Genomic DNA, 17075 nt, shown 5'->3' with positions numbered 1-17075 from the left:
CTCAGTGTCGGAAGGTCAGGTCGGAGCCGTCGAAGAAGCGGTCGTAGCGGTAGATCGCCGGATCGACGGTGGGTGTTTCGCCGGCGATGATCTGGGCCATCATCTCGCCCGCCGCAGGGCCGACGGTCAGGCCGTTGCCCGAGAAGCCGCTGATCAGCGACAGTCCCGGCAGGCGGTCGACGGCGGAGATGATCGGCGTCGAATCCGGCGTGGCATCGATGACGCCACCCCAGGACTCGATGGGCGCGGACGCCCGGAAATCCGGGAAGGCCTCGCGCAGGGCCTCGAAGCGGCGATCCAGCTCGTCCTGGTACGGCTTGGCCGAGAGAAAGCGGTTGCGCTCGAAGGGCGTGACCTCGTCGCTCGACCAGTGGGTCGGCATCCGCAGCGACTCGAAGAAGTCCTGCCCGAAGCGCATGGTGACCAGGCCCGACGCATGACGCAGCGTGGGCAGGAAGCTCAGCAGCTCGGTGAAGCTGGCCCGCGTCACCGGCGCCACGTTGCGCAGCGCGCCCACCACGTAATTGCCATCGATCTGGCGCCGCCAGGTGAAATTGGGCGCATAGCCCGCACCGTCGGGGCCCTGCGCCCCGGTGACGCGCATCAGCGGCGAGGCGATGCCCAGCTGGGGGAAGGGCACGCCCAGGTTGCCCAGGAACAGCCGGCTCCAGGCGCCGCCGGCCACGACCACGTTCGAGGTCCGCACCACGCCCTGCTCGGTGACCACATGACGGATCGCGCCGCCCTCGGTCTCGACGCTGCGCACGGCGCAGCGCTGGATGACGGGTACGCCCTTCGCCTGCAAGGCACGGGCGATCCGCGGCGCCGCGATGGTCGGCTCCGCGATGCCGTCCGAGGGCGAATAGAGCGCGGCCTGGTAGGCCTTGCCCGCGCCGGGGGTCAGCCGCTCGAGCTCTGCGCCGGACACGAGCCGCACGTCCATGTCGGGGGCCCGCTCCTTCGCCTCGGCCAGCCAGGCCCGCTGGCCCTCCACCGCTTCCTCGCTCTCGAGGAGCGACAGGTTGCCGGTGCGGCGGTAACCGATGTCGCGCTCGTTGGCCCGGGCGAAGTCGGCCCACAGCGTCTTCGAACGATTCGCCAGTTCCAGCTTGTCCGGGTGCCAGCCCGCGCTGTAGATCCAGCCGAAGGCCCGGGAGGATTGCTCGCCCGAGACCACGCCCTTCTCCAGGACCACGACGGACAGCCCCCGATCCCGCAGCGCGTGGGCGGTGGAGAGCCCCGCGATGCCGGCGCCGACCACCACGACATCCGCCTGGACGGGCAGCGACCCGGAGGCGCCGACCGTCTCGGCGCGGGGCAGGTCGGCGCCGCGACGCCAGCCGCCATCGGCGCTCAGAAAGGCGCCGGTACCGGCGCCCAGGCCGAAGGTGGCCAGCCCCGCCCCGGCACCCAGCAGGAAAGATCGTCTGGTGACCATGTTGCATACTCCTTCATGTGCGGTGCCCGAGGGCCCGCTTCGGCTATGGATGGGATGGGGCGAGAGGGGCGTGACGCCGGCATGCCGGAGGGCTCGCGCTCGCTCGGCGAAGGCGGAACGTCATTGCCGCCGGAGGGATCGGCGCCGGGCGCCGCCATGGCCGACCGCCTGGCGGCGTGACGGCGCGGGAAAGGCCACCATGACCCGCCCCGCCCAGCATGGGGACTGGGCCAGGCGCGCAGCATGCATTAGTTTCTGCACACACATAAGACGCCGGGAATGGAACCCATGGTTAACGATCTGACAACTCTTGGCGGGGCGCTCGAGGATATCCGCGCCTTCTGTGCCGTCGCCGAGTTCGGCACCATCTCTGCCGCGGCGAGGCAGGTCGGTGAAAGCAAGGGCAGCATCAGTCGCCGTCTGTCGCGCCTGGAGCAGCGCCTCGGGGTTGCCCTGCTGGCGCGTGCACCGCGGGCGGTCTCGCCGACGGAGGAAGGCCTGGCCTTCTATGCCAAGGCACAGGAGGCCCTGGCCTGGCTGGACGATGCGGCGGAAGGCGCACGCCAGTCCCAGGACGTGCCCCAGGGCCATCTGCGGGTGACGTCGCCGGTGGATATCGGCCTCGAGCTCATGCCGGAGATCATCGCGGCGTTCCGCCGCCGGCACCCGCAGATCACCGTCGAGCTGCTGATCACCGATACGCCCCTGGATCTCGCGGCGCATCGCATCGACCTCGCGCTGAGGGCACAGGACGGGAACCTGCCGGACATGGTCTATCGGGCCTCGTCGGTCGCGCCGTTCCGCATGGGGCTCTATGCCGCGCCGGAGTACCTGGCGGCGCATGGCCATCCCGTCGACGCCCCCGATGCGCTGGCCGAACATCACCTGATCGTCTCGCACGAGTTCACGGGCGCCACGCAGCTGACGCTCACGGATCGCCGCGGGCGGTCACGCGAGCTGAGGATCCGCCCGGTCATCCGCACCGGCGACTACGCCAGCGTGCTGCGGCTGGCGCTGGCGGGGGCCGGCATCGGCCCGCTGCCCGACCTGGTGGCCGCCGCACACGCCGCCAAGGGGACCCTGGTCCCGGTGCTGGCGGACTGGAGCCTGTCGGAGGGGCGACTCTATGCGATCAGCCTCGGCGGCCAGAATGCTCCCGCGCGGGTGCGGGTCTTTCGCGAGTTCGTGCGCCAGTCACTGAGCGCCGGCGGCGGCCTCGACTGAAGCCGCCGCCGGCGTCAGGCCGGCTCGCGCTCGGCCCGGTAGCGAGCGCGAGCGGCGACGATGGTGCGGTGATGGGCCTCGGCCCAGTCCACCAGCTGCTGCATCGGCTCGAGGAAGGAGCGCCCCAGGGGCGTCAGTGCGTACTCCACGCGCGGCGGCACCTCGGCGTAGAGCGTGCGGGTGATGAAGCCATCCTGCTCCAGCTGCTTGAGCGTACGCGAGAGCATCTGCCTCGAGATATCGCCGATCTCGCGCCGCAGGGCGTTGAAGCGCAGGGTCCCGGGGGCCAGGGCCTCCAGGATCAGCAGGCTCCATTGATCGCCGATGCGGTCGAGCACGTCGCGAATCGGGCAGGGCTGTTCGAGCACGATCGCATCGTCGTCGGACGGCGTTGTCATGGTATCTCCCTCAACGAGTGGTTCAGTGGCAGGAGAACGGCCCAAAGGTCATCTCGATGTGACCATGTCAGGAGAAGATGACGTCTTGCGCCGGCCCCGGGGCTGGCCTAAGTTTAGCCCACGGTCCACTTTATAGACCAATAGCCGGCGAGCCGCCGGCCGTGCCTCCCTCCCCATCACATCACGAGGAACTGCCATGTCGATCCTGAAATCCCTGAGTGCGGCCGCCACCGCGCTGCTGCTGACCGCACCGGCCGCCGTCATGGCGCAGCCCGATCGCGATGTCGAGGCCGAGGAAGCCAACCGGGCGCTGGTCACCGAGTTCTACAACCAGTTCTTCAACGAGCACGAGACCGTCGAGAGCGCCGGCGTGATCGCGGAGGACTACATCCAGCACAACCCGGGCGTGCCCGACGGCAAGGCGCCCTTCGTGGACTACTTCGCGGGCTACTTCCAGGATAACCCGGACTACCAGAGCGAGATCGTGCGCAGCGCGGCCGATGGCGATCTGGTCTGGCTCCACGTCCACTCGACCAACGGCGAGGAAGACCTCGGCGAGGCCGTGGTCGATATCTTCCGCGTCGAGGACGGCATGATCGTCGAGCACTGGGACGTGATCCAGCCGGTGCCCGAGGAGTCGGCCAACGAGAACACCATGTTCTGAAACGCATGACGCCGCCGGCCCGGCTACGATCGCATCGCGCGTGGCCGGGCCGGCCGAGCTGTCGAGAGGCGCCGCAGGGCGCCGATCGAGGAATGGCCCGGGCGGCCATTTTTTGACGCCACAAAAGCTACCTACCGTTCGGTAGCTTTTTGGGTTAGGATGCCGCCCCCCCCGACGCCACGCCCCCTCGGGCGAGCGTCATCAAGGCCTGGATTCACTGGAGCAACGAGATGTCATCCGCCACGACGCCCGCGCTGCGCCGGGTACTCAATGCCGCCGTCGCGCAGTTCGCCCGGCATGGCTATGAAGGGGCTTCGCTGTCCCACATCGCGGCCGATGCCGGGATTCGCAAGGCATCGCTGTATTCGCATGTCAAAAACAAGGACGCGCTGTTTCGCGCGGTCTTCGAGGATGCCCTGCAGATCGAGACGCGCTTCGCCCGCGAATGCTTCGCGCACCCCGACCCCTCGCTGCCGGGGCAGCGCTACTGCGAGGCCCTGCAGGCGCGCTACGCCGACTCCGAGCACCTCCGCTTCCTGCTGCGGGCGTCCTACATCCCCTCCGAGGCGCTCTTCCACGAGTTCCAGCAGGGCTACGAGGGCTACATGCAGCAGCTGCTGGCCGGCTTCACGGCAGCGCTGCGTCGCCATGTCCGCGGGGCGCTCTCCGACCGGGACGCCGAGGTCATGGGCCATGCCTTCATGGGCATGGTCGACAGCCTCCACGTGGCCCTGATCTATATCGGCCAGGAGCGCTTCGAAGCGCGCCTGCATGCCCTGGAACGCCTGATGCGTGACAGCATCGACCGCCTGAACGAAGGAGAACGACATGACTGACGCGACGACCCGCCAAGGCACCGTGGGCATGGCCCTGGTGGTGCTGCTCGCCCTGCTGACGGCCCTCGATGCCATGGCCATCGACATGTACCTGCCCGGCATGCCGATGATCGGCCAGGACTTCGGGGTCTCAGCCGGCAGCGTCCAGCAGACGCTGTCCGTGTTCCTCGCCGGACTGGCGCTGGGCCAGTGCCTGTACGGCCCGCTGCTGGAACGCTTCGGACGCCGGATGCCGCTCCTGGTGGGGCTGGTGATCTTCGTGGCGGGCTCGGTGGGGGCGGCGCTGGCGCCGACCCTCGAGTGGCTGCTGGTCGCGCGTTTCGCCCAGGCCATCGGCGCGGCCGCCGGCCTGGTGGCACCGCGCGCGATCGTGGCCGACCTCTGCGACGTGAAGAGTTCCGCCAGGATCTTCTCGCTGCTGATGCAGGTGATGATGGTCGCACCGGTGCTGGCGCCGATGATGGGCGGCTTCATGCTCGAGCACGGCGGCTGGCGCGGCATCTTCTGGGTGCTGGCGGCGTGCGGCGGCATCGGCCTGCTGTGGAGCCTGACGGCCATTCCCGAGTCGCTGGCCCCCGAGCGACGCACGCCGCTGAACCCCGGCAGCGTGATGCGCGGCTACCTCGCCCAGTCGCGCCGCCGGGTCTTCATGGCCTATACGCTGGCCGGCGGCTTCGTGCTGGGCTCGCTGTTCACCTACATCAGCGCTTCCGCCTTCGTGTTCACCGAGCACTTCGGCATGACGCCGACCCGTTTCAGCTACCTGTTCGCCGCCAACTCGGTGGGCCTGATCCTCGGCGGCACCCTGGCCAACAAGCTGGCCGCCGGCGGCATGACGCCCGCACGCGTCACCTTCATCGGGCTCGGCCTGCATGCCCTGGCCGGTGCGCTGCTGTTCCTGGCCGTGATGACGGACATGGACACCCTCGCGGTCTATGGCACCCTGCTCGGCGTGGCGATCGGCGCACTCGGCCTGGTGTTCGGCAACCTGACGGCGCTGACCATGAATGCCGGCGGTGCCAAGGCCGGCGTGGCATCGGCCCTGATGGGCACCCTGCATTACCTGGTCGCCGCCGCGGTGGGCTACCTGGCCAGCCTGGTCGTACAGGGGCCCCACGTCATGCCGCTGGTGCTGGCCCTGTGCGGCCTGGCGGCCATCGCGCTCTGCCGGCTCGCCGGCAACCTCGCCGCCCCCGAGCCCGAGGGCGACCTTCGCGCCGCCGCTCCCGGCAGCGCCGAGTGATATCGGCCGGCGCCCGCCCCTCCCGGGGGTGCGCCGGCGATTATCGTCACGCCATCGCCGGCAACGCCATCACGACCCTCAGCCCGCCGCCGGTGCGATTCTCGAGCCTCAGCCGGCCGCGGTGAGCCATCACGATGCTCCGCGCGATGCTGAGCCCCAGGCCGTAGCCGAGAGCGCCACCCGCCTCGGCGTCGCCGCGCACACGGGGCTGCATGATGTCGGCGAGCCGCTGCACCTCGATGCCGGGGCCGTCGTCCTCGATCGTCAGCTCGACCCAGCGCCCGGCCAGGCGCAGCGTGAGCCTGGTGCTGCCCGCATAGCGCAGGGCATTCTCGATCAGGTTGTGCAGCACCCGCCGAATGCTCGCGGCCTGACCCGAGACGAACGCCTCGGCGGCCCCGTCCCAGCGAATATCGCTGCCCGTCTCGACGAAGTCGTCCACCACCTCTCGCACCAGCCCGGCCAGGTCGAAGGCGGACGACTCCTCCGGCCCCGCGCCGTCGCCGACCGAATCCAGCAGCGCCGCGATCAGCGTCTCCATCTGAACGATATTGCCGACCAGTTTTTCCCTGAGCGCATCCTCCCCGATGCCCTCCACCCGGAGCCGCATGCGGGTCAGCGGGGTGCGCAGGTCGTGGGAGACGGCGGCCAGCAGCTCGGTGCGCTCCCGGATCAGGTCGATCAGCCGTTGCTGCATGGCATTGAACGCCTCAGCGGCCTGGCGCATTTCTCTCGGCCCCTCGACCGGCAGAGGCGGCCGCTCGATATCCCGCCCCAGCGCCGAGGCGGCTCGTATCAGCCGACGCAGCGGCCGGGTGCTCACGCGTACCACGACCAGCGCCACCGCGATCAGCGCCAGGGCACGCAGCAGATAGACGCGCAACGCATAGTCGCCCAGCACGATCCAGGCGGGCCGGGCGTTCCACCCCTGCGCCTGGTCCGCCCGGATGCGCAGCCACCGCCTCGGGGCGAGACGCAGCTGGAAGTCGAAGTGTCCGACCACCGGCGAGAGCCCGGTCAGGCCGGCCCAGGTGCTGGCGTCGCCGCGGTCGTTGCGAATATCCACGTCGAGCAGCGACAGCGGTAAGGCCTCTCCCGTCTCACGGCGCAGCGCGTCCTGCATCAGGCGTGCGACGTTCGCACGGGCATCGTCCTGGCGAGGCGTTGAGGGAAGCGGCGCCGCACGGAGCTGGGGGTGGAAGACCTCGGTGGCCAGGTCGTCGATCGCCTTGCCGTCGGCGAGCCGGTTCACGACGGCCGCGGTACGAAAGATCACCAGGCGGGCGGGTTCCTCGAGCACCTGGCTGTAGCGCACGTCATACCAGAGGCTGCCGAACAGCAGCTGGGCCGACAGCCCCCCGACTACCACGATCACGCATAGCTGGCCGAAGAGCGAGTCGGGCCACCGCCGGCGCCAGGCGTTAGCGGCCCCCATCAGCCGGCGTCGGCGGAGAGTTCGAGCAGGTAGCCCTCGTTGCGCACGGTGCGAATGAAGCGGGGGCGGCGGGCCTCATCCTCCAGCAGGCGGCGCAGGCGGCTGATGCAGACATCGATGGCGCGGTCACCGGGAAGATGGTCGCGCCCGAAGGCCTGCCGGCTCAGCATGTTGCGGCTGACGATCCGGTCGGGAGATGCGCTCAGGGCCTGCAGCACCATGAAATCGGAGCGCGGCAGCTCGAAGGATCGCCCCTCGGGCGATTGCAGCCGCCGGGTCCGGAGGTTCAGGCGCCAGCCGGCGAAACGCCGTTCGGCGTCGTCGGGAACCGAGGGTGACGCGGGGGGCCGGGCGTCCTGGCGCGGCGCGCTGCGACGCAGGACGGCACGCACCCGGGCCAGCAGCTCGCGAGGGTCGAAAGGCTTGGCCAGGTAGTCGTCCGCGCCGATCTCGAGGCCGATGATGCGCTCCGAGCAGGCGCCTCGTGCGCTGATCATGATCACCGGCAGCGCACGCCGATCGCGCAGCGTGCGGCACAGGCTCAAGCCGTCTTCTCCCGGCAGCATGAGATCCAGGATCACCAGGTCCACGCCCTCGTCCAGACGAGACCACATCTCGCGGCCATTGGCCGCTCCCCGGGTGCGGTATCCCATGCCGGCCAGATAGTCGCAGATCAGCTCACGGATCTCGTCGTCGTCGTCCACCACCAGCGCGAGGGCGCTTTCATCGTGCGCTCCGGCCCGGGAGGCCGAGGCCGGAGCGTCGTCAATACCATCCATTACATATGCCCCACAGAGCCAAAGGTTCTCCGCCTGAGGCGTCAATATAATCGTCGGTCCTCATTCAGTAAAACGCTAATCATTATTATTTCGAACAGGATCGTTCATGAAACATCGCGCCTCGCAGGCCACCGGAAACGCCGCCAGGACACCAGCAAAGCCGCTCACCGGTGCCCTTGCCGCCACCTTCGGCGGCTGCATGCTCAGCACGGCGGTCGTGGCCCAGACACCAACCGATGCCAACCACGACGAATCGCCCGTCCAGCTGTCTCCCATGACGGTCGAGGCCGGACGCCAGGCGGCACCCGAGCGGAGCTACACGATCCCCGAGACGAACAGCGCCACCGGCCTTGCGCTCTCGCCTCGGGAAACGCCGCAGTCGGTCACCAGCATCACCCGGCAGCAGCTTGACGACCGTGAGGCCGTGGATATCGAGGATGCCCTGGAGCTCACGCCGGGCATCACGGCAAGCAAGGCCGAAGTCGGCGTGCGCACGTCGTTCCGGGCGCGCGGCTACGACATCGGCAACTGGAAGGTCGACGGGCTGCAGTTCTCCGGCGATTCCGGATTCGGCGGCGGCGGCAACGCCCTGAACATGGACCTCTACGAGCGCATCGACATCGTGCGCGGCGCCAACGGGCTGCTGGGCGGCACGGGGGATCCCTCGGCAACGGTCAACCTGATCCGCAAGCGCCCGGAACGGGAGTTCGGCGGCAGCGTCTACGGCGCCTACGGACGCTGGGACCGGTCGCGGGTCGGGGCGGACCTCAATGTGCCGCTGACCGAGGATGGCCGCGTTCGCTCGCGCGTCGTGGTGACCCAGCAGGAGGGGGACACCTTTCGCGACAACGAGTCCGAGCGCCGTCGTGCGGCGCTGGCCAATCTCGCCTTCGATGCGACCGACGACACCACCCTCGGCCTCGGCTACCAATACGAGTATCGCAAGACCGACGGCGCGGGCTGGGGCGCCAACGTGCCCATCTGGTTCGCCGACGGCAGCAGGACGCACCTCTCGCGCAGCACCAACCTGGCACCGGACTGGAGCCATGCCGAGTCCAGGACCAACACGGTCTTCGCCTCGCTGAACCATGCCTTCAACGACGACTGGACCCTCGACGTTCACGCGGCCCAGAGCGACACCGACGCTCTCAACAATCTCGCCCTGGCCAAGGTCAACCGCGGCCCCTCTGGCGGCTTCATCGGCTACTGGGATCAGGACGGCGGCGGGGCGATCCTCAACGCCCTGCGCGAGAGGAACGAGACGCGACAGCGCTCGGTCGGGGTCGACCTGAGCGGCGCGTATGACCTGTTCGGGCGGCGGCACGACCTGATGCTCGGCGCCAGCGAGAGCCGCACGCGCGAGCGCACCCCGGAGCAGGAATGCACGATGTCCAGCGGCACGGCCTCCGAGTACTCCTCCTACTGCATGTTCCGCGCCACCAACGGCCTGGCGATCTCCGACTGGCGTCACGGCGTCGACGACGACATCCGCCTGGATGCCTCCCGCACCGGGCGGGTCAAGACTACCGAGACCCGGCTGCGCGGGTTCTATGCCGCGACGCGACTCGAGGTCACCGAGCCGCTGTCGATCATCCTCGGCGGGCGCGTCAGCGACTACGAGACCGACACCGACGCCTATGACGGCGCTACCACGAGCCGTCACGAACACGACGTCTTCACGCCCTACGCCGGGGCGATCTACGACCTGTCGGACCGCTACTCGCTCTACGCCAGCTACACCAACATCTTCACGCCGCAGAGCCAGCGCGACACCGGCGGGGCCACCGTCGACCCCGTCGAGGGCGACAGCTACGAAGCCGGCATCAAGGGAGAGTGGTTCGACGGTCAGCTGAACGCCTCCGCCGCGCTCTTCCGCACCCGCCAGGAACACCTGGCGGTGATGGATGGCGGCAACCTCACGCCCGATGGGGCCCAGGCCTACAAATCCGGCACCGGCAACGAGACGGAGGGGGTCGACCTGGAAGTGGCCGGTGCCATCACGCCGAACTGGAACGTCTACGGCGGCTACACCTATCTGCACTTTCGCCGGGTGGATAGCGACGGGCGCAGCGATCCCTCGCACCTGTTCAAGCTGTCGACGACCTATGAACCCGGCGGCCGGCTCAACCGCTGGACCTTCGGCGGCGGCGTCTACGCCCAGAGCCATATCGATGCCGTCTCGAGCCCGGCGGGGCAGCCCAGCCATGGCGTCAGCACCGGCTCCACCGCGGTCAAGTGGCCGGGCTATGCGATCTGGAACGCCATGGCCCGCTACGACATCACCGACGACACCCGCCTGAGCCTCAACGTCGACAACCTGTTCGACCAGCACTACTACGACCGCTACGGCTTCTATGCCGGCGCCATCTACGGCAGCCCTCGCAGCGCGACCCTGACCCTGCGCACCTCGTTCTGAGCCCCGCCGCCGCCCCTGCCAGGGGGCGGCCATGCCCCCCCGCCACGACACTTCCCTTCACGGGCGCCGCTCGGCGGGCCTGCCGGACCGCAAGCTCGACGCCCTATCCTCGTTGCCCCCGTCCCACTCACCGACAGGCACCCGGCCCGCCGCTGGCAGGGAACACCAATTGTCTGGCAGTGGCAGTCAAGACGTGACATCCGATTGCAGGCAGATTGAAGTCGACGTCTCTCTGGTTTGATGAAACGACAGAGGCTGGGCACAACAAAGAAGGCACAAGAGCCTGAGGAGATTCGACATGAGCAGCACGATGGTGGGCCGGACGCCAGCCGCTAGCGGGACCGTGGGGCGGCCAGGCACGATCGGCTTCAAGACCATGATGGCGGTCTGCGTCGGCTGCGTGGTGGTACAGGGAGCGATGGCCTCGTCGCTGATAGGCTTCGGCATCGGCGGCCTGAGTTTCCTGGCGGCCATGGTCCTGGCGCTGATCTTCGCCTTCTGCAACGCCATCAGCTTTTCCGAACTTTCCCTGATGTACCCCACCTCCACGGGAACCCTGGCGACCTACACGCAGAAGGCCATCGGCCACTTCCCGGCGATCGTGTCGGTGTTCGCAGGCTACGTGGTGGTGGCGATGTTCGGCCTCTCGGCGGAACTGATCATGGTCGACGCCCTGCTGCAGACGCTCTTCCCCGAGGTGCTTCCCCCTTACCTGGTGCCGCTGCTGCTGCTGTTCGGCCTGGCGGCGCTGAACATCCTCGGCACCGATGTCTTCGCCCGGCTACAGAACCTGTTCACCTTCTCGATGATCGCGGCCATCCTGCTGGTCGGGGCGACGGCGCTGCTGGAGACACCCTCGGCACCGACCGCCCAGGCGGCGGCCGGCATCGACTGGGGCCTGGAGGGCATCCTGGATGGCAGCTTCATCGGCCTGACGGCGCTGGCGATGTGGCTGTTCGTCGGCTGCGAGTTCATCTGCCCCCTGATCCAGGACATCCGCCAGCCGGAACGCCGCGTGCCGCGCGCGATGTTCGTGTCGCTGCTCGTCATCTTCGCCCTGTTCGCCCTGTTCAGCCTGGGCGGCGGGCGCTATCTTTCCCAAGAGACGCTGACGACATCGTCGCTGCCCTATCTGGACCTGGTGGACGGCGTCTTCGGCAAGGTAGGGCTGATCATCGCCACCGTCATGGGCCTGACCGCGACCTGCAGCACCGTCAACACCGTGCTCGCCTCGGTACCGCGGATGATCGCCGGCATGGCCGACAACGGCCAGGCCTTCGGCATCATGGGCCGGAAACACCGCCGCTTCGACACGCCCTGGGTCGGCATCCTGTTCCTGGCCGTGATCGTGGCGGTGCCCTTCCTGCTCGTCAGCCCGGACAACATCGTGCTGCTGTTGATCGGCGCTTCGACCAGCTGGTTACTGGCCTACATCGTCGCCCACATCAACGTCGTCGTGCTGCGCTTCAGGAAGCCGTCGCACGCCCGTCCCTACCGGACGCCGTTCTACCCCATCCCGCAGATCATCGGGATCATCGGAATGGGTTACGTGGCTGCCCATGCGTCCCCCTCGCCGGACCTGACGGCCACCGTCTACACCCTGCTGGGGGCGGTCCTCGGCATCGTCGCCGTGATCGCCCTGTTCTGGGTCAAGCTCAAGATGAAGAAGGGGCTCTTCGAACCGGACATGACAGACTGACCCCGGCACGAACCACCGACCGCGAGACCACTGGCGATCCGGCGATCTCGCGGTCGCGATAACGACAACAACACGATTCAGGAGGCGTTGCCGATGACCGTCTCACTTCATCACTGCGAGGATGTCGCCGAGCATGCCCAGCGGCTGAGCGGCTGGCAGCAGGAATACGACCAGATCGAAGCCGGACACTTCTCCGGCGATATCGTCGATGTCAGCGGCCAGGAAATAAGGCTGTTCCGCGAAAGCGGCAACCTCGGGCTGTCGCACCTGATGCACTTCCCGGAATCGCAATGGCACCTGGTGCTGCCGATCCACTGGCCGAGCCATTCGCTGTTTCAGACCGAGGCCATCAACGTGCTGCCGCACTGCGAGGAATTCCGGGGCGTGGCACCGGCGAACTACGACCTGCTGGTGGTGTCGATCGATCGCCACCGCTACGAATGGCTCGAGCGCGACGACCACCGTCTGCGCCGGCTCGAGGCACCCGCCTCGCTGCTGGCCGACGTCAAGTCACAGTGGCAGGCCATGACGGACTACCTGCTCACGTCGCATGAGGCGCCGTCGCCGGCCCTGCAGCGCACGTTCTCGCGCCAGCTCGAGGAGGGCGTCGAGCTGCTGCTGGGCGAGGCCTCGCGCTCACCGCGGCTCGACGACACCTGCTACCGCACCCGCCGCTACATCGTCGACCGCTGCCATGCGCTGGCCCGAGAGCAGCCGGACGATCCGCCCTCGATCATGAACCTGTGTCAGCGGCTGAAGATCTCCCGCCGCACCCTGCAGTACAGCTTCCAGGTGGAAACCGGGCTCTCGCCGGTCCATTACCTGCGTGCGCTGCGGCTCAATGCGGTGCGCAGAAGTCTCTTGCAGGACCCCTCCCAGAGCATCGCCGACGCCGCCGCCCAACAGGGCTTCTTCCACCAGAGCTATTTCAGCCGCGAGTACCGGCGCCTGTTTCGAGAGCCCCCCTCCACCACCCTGCGCCGCCTCCAGGCGGCATAGGGTGGTCGCGCCGGAACGGCTTCGATGACGAGCCCCCCTGCCGGGGCGCCTGACGGCGCCCCGGTTTCGCGTGCCACCTCCATGGCTGCCGACGACAGAGACATTGCCGATTAGTGCTAACGCCAGCGTTCCCGGCCATGCAACATGCATCAGGAACGAGGCACGTTCGAGGGATGCCGGTTTTCACCCGCGGTGCGATGTCCGCTTCCAGGTGGAAAGGCGGCAGGGGGCCACCCCCTCTCATCCCGCACCCTGCGATCCAAGAGAGGTCCGACGCCATGCTGCCGACAATAAAAACGATCGTGTATGCATCGGATATCACCAAGGGCAGCCGCCCGGCCTTCCGAATGGCCATCGAGCAGGCCGTCAAGCATGACGCCCGGCTCATCTTCCTCCATGCCATCGAACCGATGGGCACGGATACCCACGACATGGTGCGCGACTACCTGCTCTCCCAGGCACAGCTCAAGCACACCCGCCAACTGCTGGACCAGTATCACCACAAGATCGAGCAGCGGATCTCCGATTTCCTGAGCTGCGAGATTCCCGACGACACTCGGCTGAATCAGCCGCCGGAGATCGAGGTCGCCACCGGTCGCCCCGACGAGGTGATCGTCAACGTCGCCCAGCAGCAGCAGGCGGACATGATCGTGATGGGAGATCGCGGCGGGTCGGCCGCTTCCCGGCTATTCCTCGGCTCGACCACGCAGAAAGTCATGCAGCAGACAAGGATACCGGTCCTGATCGTCCCCCTCGGGGGCTAAAACCCGGCCAACTTCAACAACGCTACAACAAAAGAGGAAGACTATGAAAAAGCTGACAAAGACCCTGTCCATCGCCACCTTGGCCCTCTCTCCGCTGCTGGCCACCGCGCCGGCCATGGCGGAATATCCCGAACGCCCCGTCCAGTTCGTCGTCCCCTGGCCGCCCGGCGACCTGGAAGACATCCTCACGCGCATCATCGCCGAGGAAATGACGGACCAGACCGGCACACCGACCTCCGTCATCAACAAGCCCGGCGGCGCGGGCATCGTGGGCGCGCTGGACGTCGCCCAGTCACGCCCGGACGGCCAGACCATCGGCTCCTTCGTCGCGGATATCCTCACCGCTCACATCCATACCGGCAACGCGCCCTACGACCGCTCCACCTTCGAGCCGGTCGGCATCTTCCTCGACTACCCCTTCGTGATCGCCGCCAATGCCGACGCCCCTTACGACAACCTGGAGGAGCTGGCCGAGTACTCGCAGGAAAACGATATTGCCCTGGGTCACTTCGGCTACCAGGCGCTGCCGACGGCCGTCACCTTGCAGGCCGCCAAACAGACGGGTATCCGCTTCAACTCCTATGCCGCCTTCGATGAGAACAACTGCACCACCCTGGCGACCGGTGACGCCGATGTCATCAACACCACGACCCAGCTGATCCTCTCCTGCCTGAAATCCGGCGAGGTCAAGCTGCTGACCTCCCTGACCAAGGAGCGTCTGCCCATCGCTCCGGACGTGGCCACCCTGACCGAGCAGGCAGGCATCACCCAGACCACCTGGAACGGCCTGTTCGTGAAAGCCGGGACCCCGCAGGAGGTGAAGGACCGGATCGCGGAGATCGCCCAGGAGGCCCTGCAGTCGGATCGCGTACGCGAACTGAGCGAGTCGACCGGCGCCGGCATCTACTGGATCGGCGGCGAAGAAGCCGAGGAGATGGTGGCCCGGGACTTCGAGAACTCCGAGGCACTGCTCGAGTTCATGAACCGGTAACCCGCCGGCGGGAATGCGGCCCGGGAGATCGGCCGCATTCCCGCTCCGTTCGTCACCCCATCGTGTCCCGACGCCTCGGAAGGTTGCTGCCGTGCCAACTCAGACCACCGTCAAAGCCGACATCTACTGGATACTGTTCATCGTATCCGTTGTGCTGCTGATACTCGTTCCCGACCAGGCCGCCTGGGTAGAGACCCGGCGAGGCTGGTACACACAGCCCATGATGGGAGCTCTGCTGGGCCTGGGAATCCTGGCGATCTTCTCGGCCTATCGCGCCGTGCAACTGACGCGATGCGAGATCCGCCAGGGCCGCCGCCCCCTGTTTCGGCGCAACCCGCTCGAAACGCTGGTGGGGCTGCTGGACAGCTATCGAACGGCCCTGATCTCGTCACTGCTGTTCTTCCTCTACATCAAGTCGCTGCCTCTCATCGGCTTCGTGCCGGCCACCTTCATCTTCGTCACCGTGCTGCTGTGGCTCTCTCGACTCCTGAACCGTACCTGGCTGGTCGCCACCATCGGTACGTTGATGGCGCTGGTGCTCATCTTCCGGGTCACCGTATCCGTCTGGATGCCTGACGTGTGGCTGTATTCGCTGCTGCCCGATCACCTGGCCGACTTCGCCAACCGCTATCTCTGAGAGGTTCCAGCATCATGGATGCACTACTGCTAGGCCTTAATGAAGTGGCCACCCTGGACGTCATGCTGGCGATCGTCATCGGGGCTCTCATCGGCGTCACCATCGGCTCCATTCCCGGACTGGAACCCGCCGGCGTCATGGCGATCCTGCTGCCGATGACATTCGCCATGGAGCCCCTGCCCGGCGTCTCCCTCCTGCTGGGCGTCTATGGCGGCGCCTGGTACGGCGGCGCCATTCCCGCCATCCTGATGAACACGCCCGGCACGCCGGTCGCGGTGCTGACGACCTATGACGGCTATCCGATGGCACAGCGCGGCGAGGCCCGCCGAGCGCTGTCCATCGCCTATACCTCGTCCTTCGTCGGCGGCCTGATCAGCGTCTTTTCCCTGATCCTGCTGGCACCGACCCTGTCCCAGATCGCTCGTAAGTTCGGCTCCGCCGAGTTCGCCATGCTGGCGGCACTGGGCATGATCTTCGTCGTCCTGGCCCATCGCAAGCACGTGGTCGAGGCGGCCATGATGCTGGGGGTGGGCATCTTCCTTGGCACCATCGGCCTGGACCTGTCCTACAGCACCCAGGTCTACACCTTCGGACAAAGCTGGCTGCTCTCGGGCATTCCCCTGGTGCCCGCAGTAATCGGCCTGTTTGCCATGTCGCAGGCGTTCATCCTGCTGTCACAGCGCAGCAACGACGCGCAGGAGACGAAGCTGTCCGGCAGCGGGCTGTTTTCCGGCGTCTTCGACCTGCTCAAGCACAAGCTGACCGTCGCCCGCTCGGCCGCCCTCGGCGTGATCATGGGACTGCTGCCAGGCGTGGGCGAATTCGGGTCGCAGTTCTTCTCCTACACCCTGGCACAGAAGTTCTCCAGGACGCCGGAGGAGTTCGGTAACGGTGCTCCTGCAGGCCTGATCGCCTCGGAGACTTCCAACAATGCCGTCACCGCTTCCGTGATGGTGCCGCTGCTGGCATTCGGTATTCCCGCCGATGCCCTGATGGCTATGCTGTTGGCGGTCTTCATGGTGCACAACTATATCCCTGGCCCGACGCTGTTCGTGGAACGCCCGGAATTCATCTCCGGCCTGTATATCTCGTTGCTGATGATGAACGTGGTGGTGTTCGCCTACTTGACCTTCGCCACCAAGTGGATCGTCAACCTGACTCGCGTCAGGGGGCGCTTCATCGGTGCCTTCATTCTCGTGCTCGGTTTCATCGGCAGCTACAGCCAGAACTATCAGTACACCGACTGCCTGATTGCCCTCGGCTTCGCCATCTTCGGCTACGTGCTCAAGCGCAATCAGATCCCCGCCGTTCCCATCATCCTTGGGCTGGTACTGGGGCCGCTGTTCCTGACGCGCACGCAGCAGGCGCTGGGCGTCGCCGGAGGCGATCTGACCATCTTCCTTCAGCGACCAATCAGCCTGACCCTGGTGATCATGATCGTGCTGTCGATCAGCATCTTCGCCTGGAGCCAGCTGCGCCAGCGCCGGGATTCAAGGGCATGAGAAGGACTCGGCGCCTGAGAACAGCTTCCATGCGCCTGCGTGCCACGTCT

Annotated in this window: 15 protein-coding genes; 11 read left to right on the top strand and 4 right to left on the bottom strand. The window is 67.3% G+C overall.

Annotated features, from left to right (window positions below):
- Position 1 precedes the first annotated feature (1 nt).
- Positions 2-1438, bottom strand: coding sequence for an FAD-binding oxidoreductase (locus C9J49_RS00575; protein ID WP_107181074.1), 1437 nt, complete (start codon positions 1436-1438; stop codon positions 2-4).
- A gap of 288 nt (positions 1439-1726) precedes the next feature.
- Here C9J49_RS00575 and C9J49_RS00570 point away from each other — a divergent pair, with 288 nt between their 5' ends.
- The gene (locus tag C9J49_RS00570) at positions 1727-2662 is read left to right on the top strand and encodes a LysR family transcriptional regulator (protein WP_046078991.1); all 936 of its coding nucleotides are present in this window, start codon (positions 1727-1729) and stop codon (positions 2660-2662) included.
- Positions 2663-2676: 14 nt separating this feature from the next.
- On the opposite strand, the gene C9J49_RS00565 is transcribed toward C9J49_RS00570, so the two are convergent.
- Positions 2677-3060 carry a helix-turn-helix domain-containing protein gene (locus C9J49_RS00565; RefSeq protein WP_046078990.1) on the bottom strand — a complete coding sequence of 128 codons (384 nt, stop codon included), beginning with the start codon at positions 3058-3060 and terminating at the stop codon, positions 2677-2679.
- 196 nt (positions 3061-3256) lie between these two features.
- Between C9J49_RS00565 and C9J49_RS00560 the strand changes: the two genes are divergently transcribed.
- From C9J49_RS00560 to C9J49_RS00550, 3 genes are all read left to right on the top strand, one after another.
- Positions 3257-3724, top strand: coding sequence for a nuclear transport factor 2 family protein (locus tag C9J49_RS00560; protein ID WP_046078989.1), 468 nt, complete (start codon positions 3257-3259; stop codon positions 3722-3724).
- A gap of 230 nt (positions 3725-3954) precedes the next feature.
- Complete coding sequence (locus tag C9J49_RS00555; RefSeq protein ID WP_046078988.1) at positions 3955-4560, top strand: TetR/AcrR family transcriptional regulator; 606 nt, start codon at positions 3955-3957, stop codon at positions 4558-4560.
- Positions 4553-5803, top strand: coding sequence for a multidrug effflux MFS transporter (locus tag C9J49_RS00550; RefSeq protein WP_046078987.1), 1251 nt, complete (start codon positions 4553-4555; stop codon positions 5801-5803). Before C9J49_RS00555 ends, C9J49_RS00550 begins: the two co-directional genes overlap by 8 nt.
- Before the next feature lie 46 nt (positions 5804-5849).
- Here C9J49_RS00550 and C9J49_RS00545 read toward each other — a convergent pair whose 3' ends face one another.
- Both C9J49_RS00545 and C9J49_RS00540 read right to left on the bottom strand, forming a co-directional pair.
- On the bottom strand, positions 5850-7178 hold the full coding sequence (locus tag C9J49_RS00545; protein ID WP_181454220.1) for an ATP-binding protein: 1329 nt from the start codon (positions 7176-7178) through the stop codon (positions 5850-5852).
- A 59-nt stretch (positions 7179-7237) separates the two neighbouring features.
- Positions 7238-8017 carry a response regulator gene (locus C9J49_RS00540; protein WP_107181072.1) on the bottom strand — a complete coding sequence of 260 codons (780 nt, stop codon included), beginning with the start codon at positions 8015-8017 and terminating at the stop codon, positions 7238-7240.
- A 106-nt stretch (positions 8018-8123) separates the two neighbouring features.
- Between C9J49_RS00540 and C9J49_RS00535 the strand changes: the two genes are divergently transcribed.
- From C9J49_RS00535 to C9J49_RS00505, 7 genes are all read left to right on the top strand, one after another.
- Positions 8124-10433: a TonB-dependent siderophore receptor gene (locus C9J49_RS00535; RefSeq protein ID WP_046078984.1), complete on the top strand. Its 2310-nt coding sequence runs from the start codon at positions 8124-8126 to the stop codon at positions 10431-10433.
- A gap of 298 nt (positions 10434-10731) precedes the next feature.
- Entirely contained in the window at positions 10732-12132 is a 1401-nt protein-coding gene (locus C9J49_RS00530) for an APC family permease (RefSeq protein WP_052719334.1), read from the top strand.
- A gap of 93 nt (positions 12133-12225) precedes the next feature.
- On the top strand, positions 12226-13131 hold the full coding sequence (locus tag C9J49_RS00525) for a helix-turn-helix domain-containing protein (protein WP_107181071.1): 906 nt from the start codon (positions 12226-12228) through the stop codon (positions 13129-13131).
- Between the two features lie 278 nt (positions 13132-13409).
- Positions 13410-13895, top strand: coding sequence for a universal stress protein (locus C9J49_RS00520; RefSeq protein ID WP_046080347.1), 486 nt, complete (start codon positions 13410-13412; stop codon positions 13893-13895).
- Between the two features lie 43 nt (positions 13896-13938).
- The gene (locus C9J49_RS00515) at positions 13939-14886 is read left to right on the top strand and encodes a tripartite tricarboxylate transporter substrate binding protein (protein WP_046078983.1); all 948 of its coding nucleotides are present in this window, start codon (positions 13939-13941) and stop codon (positions 14884-14886) included.
- Positions 14887-14977: 91 nt separating this feature from the next.
- Entirely contained in the window at positions 14978-15523 is a 546-nt protein-coding gene (locus C9J49_RS00510) for a hypothetical protein (protein WP_046078982.1), read from the top strand.
- 14 nt (positions 15524-15537) lie between these two features.
- Positions 15538-17025, top strand: a complete 1488-nt coding sequence (locus C9J49_RS00505) for a tripartite tricarboxylate transporter permease (protein ID WP_046078981.1) — start codon at positions 15538-15540, stop codon at positions 17023-17025.
- Positions 17026-17075: the final 50 nt, after the last annotated feature.

It is taken from the genome of Halomonas sp. SL1, from assembly GCF_003030865.2.
GTDB lineage: Bacteria > Pseudomonadota > Gammaproteobacteria > Pseudomonadales > Halomonadaceae > Halomonas > Halomonas halophila.
Note: the sequence above shows the minus strand (reverse complement) of the source record. Positions and strands in the feature narration are given on the sequence as shown.